We start from the raw sequence: 2,168 nt of genomic DNA, 5'->3' as shown, positions 1-2,168 counted from the left end.
CGGCAAGGTGACCGTCGAGCTGTTGCCGACGCCGAGGATCGTGGGCGCGCCGCCGATGGCGTTCCACACCTCGACGCGTACCGTGCCGCCGGACAGATTGCCCAGCGTGCCGGTGGCCGAGAGCAGGCCCTGGGTCTGCCGGTAGCGCTCCGCGCCCGGGATCGGATCGGTGGCGAAGTACCGGTAGGTCTCCACCCGCTCGACGCTGCCGTTGCCGGTCAGGTCGTAGGAGACCCGGATCTGGACGCCGTTGCCGATCGCCGTGCCGGCGTCGACGGCCAGGTCGAAGGCGGTCGCTCCGCCGGTGTACGTGCCGGTCAGCCCGGTGGCCGTGAACACCTGCGGGTTGGTCGGCGTGCCGTCGTGGTTGCCGTTCGCCGCCGCCACGTTCACCGTGCCGGCGGTGCCGGCGTTGCCGTCCAGCCCGCCGCCCGAGCGCAGGTACCGGACCGGCTTCAGCGCGCTGCCCGTACCCGTCGGGCTGGGGCTGGCGGAGGTCGGCGTGGGACTCGCGGTGGTGGGGGTGGGGCTGGGCGTCGAGGTCGTCGGCGTGCCGGTCGGCACGGTCCCGCCGCCGGTGGCGTTGCCGCCGCTCCAGGTGTACGCCCCGGACGTGGCGGTCTTGCCGGCCGGCACGGCGAGCGTGACGCCGTTGGAGAACGTGACGGTGAGCGGCCGGGCGGTGATGTTCGACGCCACGTAGGTGCGGACGCCGTTCTTGACGAACACCTTCGCCAGCGGGTGGTTCGCGGTGACCGTGGTGTCCACGGTGCCGAGCGCGGCCAGGTTGCGGATCCAGTGGAACGTGTGCGCCTTGCTCTCGCCCTCCTCGCTGGTGAACCCGCTGTTCGCGCGGAAGTTGCGCAGCGCCTGCTCGCCGTCGCCGAGGGCCAGGAACTCCCAGATGATGTCCTGCCACACCGTCGGCGGGCCGCCCTTGTTGGTGACCAGCTCGGCGTAGTTGGCCTTGACGTACTCGGGGAAGTCGCCCAGGTAGAGGTGACCGCCGGTGATCGGCAGCATGTTGATGCCCTGGATCATCTCCGGCGCCGCGGAGAACCAGGTGGAGTACGACCCGCCGTCGCCCCACACCATGCCGACGGTCTTGTGCCCGAACGCGGCCGGGAAGTTCTGGTCGTACACGTCGAACCAGTACTCGGAGATGGCCGCGGACTGGGTGGTCCACAGGTAGACCCCGGCGTCGCGCACGGCGGTGTCGCCGGTGGCCTGACCCCACTGGATCAGGGCGTTGGCGAAGTTCATCCCCTCCGACGAGGACTCCTGGTTGTTGCCGGCGAAGAACGGCGCCAGGCCGGAGGCCCAGTCGTGCCCGGCGTAGATGTCGAAGTCCCGCAGGTAGGGGAAGCGGCTGTCGGCGCGGTCGTAGTTGTTGGCGTCGCGGATGAGCAGGTCGATCATGCCGCCGTAGCGGCTGTCGTCGGCCCAGCCCGGGTCGAACTTGGCGACCGTGGCGGCGGCGGCGATGAAGTAGCCGTAGTGGAAGTGGTGGTCGTTGAGGTCCTCGTCGGAGCCGTACGAGGCGGGGTAGCCGATGAGCGTGCCCCAGTTGCGGTCGTAGTAGAAGAGCTGGCCGGTCTCGCCCGAGCTCGCGGTGAGCCAGTTGGTCAGCCGGTTCTTCATCGCGGTCACCGCCGCGTCGCGGACCGAGGTCTGCCCGAGCTGGTCGGCGATCTCGGCGATCCGGGCGGCCCGGCCGAGTCCCTTGCCGGCCCAGTACGTGTCGGTGCCGCTGACGCCTTCCGGGTTGCCCTGCTCGGCGTTCAGGTAGCCGGTGACGGTGGCCAGGTCGGCGCCGCTGGAGTCGCCGACGGCGGGCACCTCGGGCAGCACGCCGGTGAAGCGCATCGTGGTGGTGAACGACGGCACACCGGTGAGCACCCGCATGGCGCCGCGCGCCGAGACGTACGTCGGGGTGATCGGGGTGGCGCCGGTGAGGCTGCGCCACTGGTGCGGGTAGAGCGCCACCACGGTCTTCGTCTCGCTGCCCTCGCGGGGCGTGGTGGTGAACGCGTACGTGGTGCGCACCGTTCCCGCCGACGGGTCGTACGTGTAGCTCATCCGGGTGCCGGTGACGTGGGCGTGGGCGTACCGGCCGTAGGTGTCGGCCAGGGCGGCCCGGTCACCGCCGCCGGGCAGCACCGCCACCG

The 2,168-nt window shown here is 71.2% G+C and carries 1 protein-coding gene; it reads right to left on the bottom strand.

The window, feature by feature from the left end:
* Nucleotides 1–2,168 (bottom strand): glycosyl hydrolase (locus KBX39_RS29570; protein ID WP_210873680.1); only part of this gene is annotated, 2,168 nt, incomplete at both ends.

Origin of the sequence: Micromonospora sp. D75, assembly GCF_018070405.1 — a bacterium.
Lineage (GTDB): Bacteria > Actinomycetota > Actinomycetes > Mycobacteriales > Micromonosporaceae > Micromonospora > Micromonospora chalcea.
This window is presented reverse-complemented; position numbering and strand designations above follow the sequence as displayed.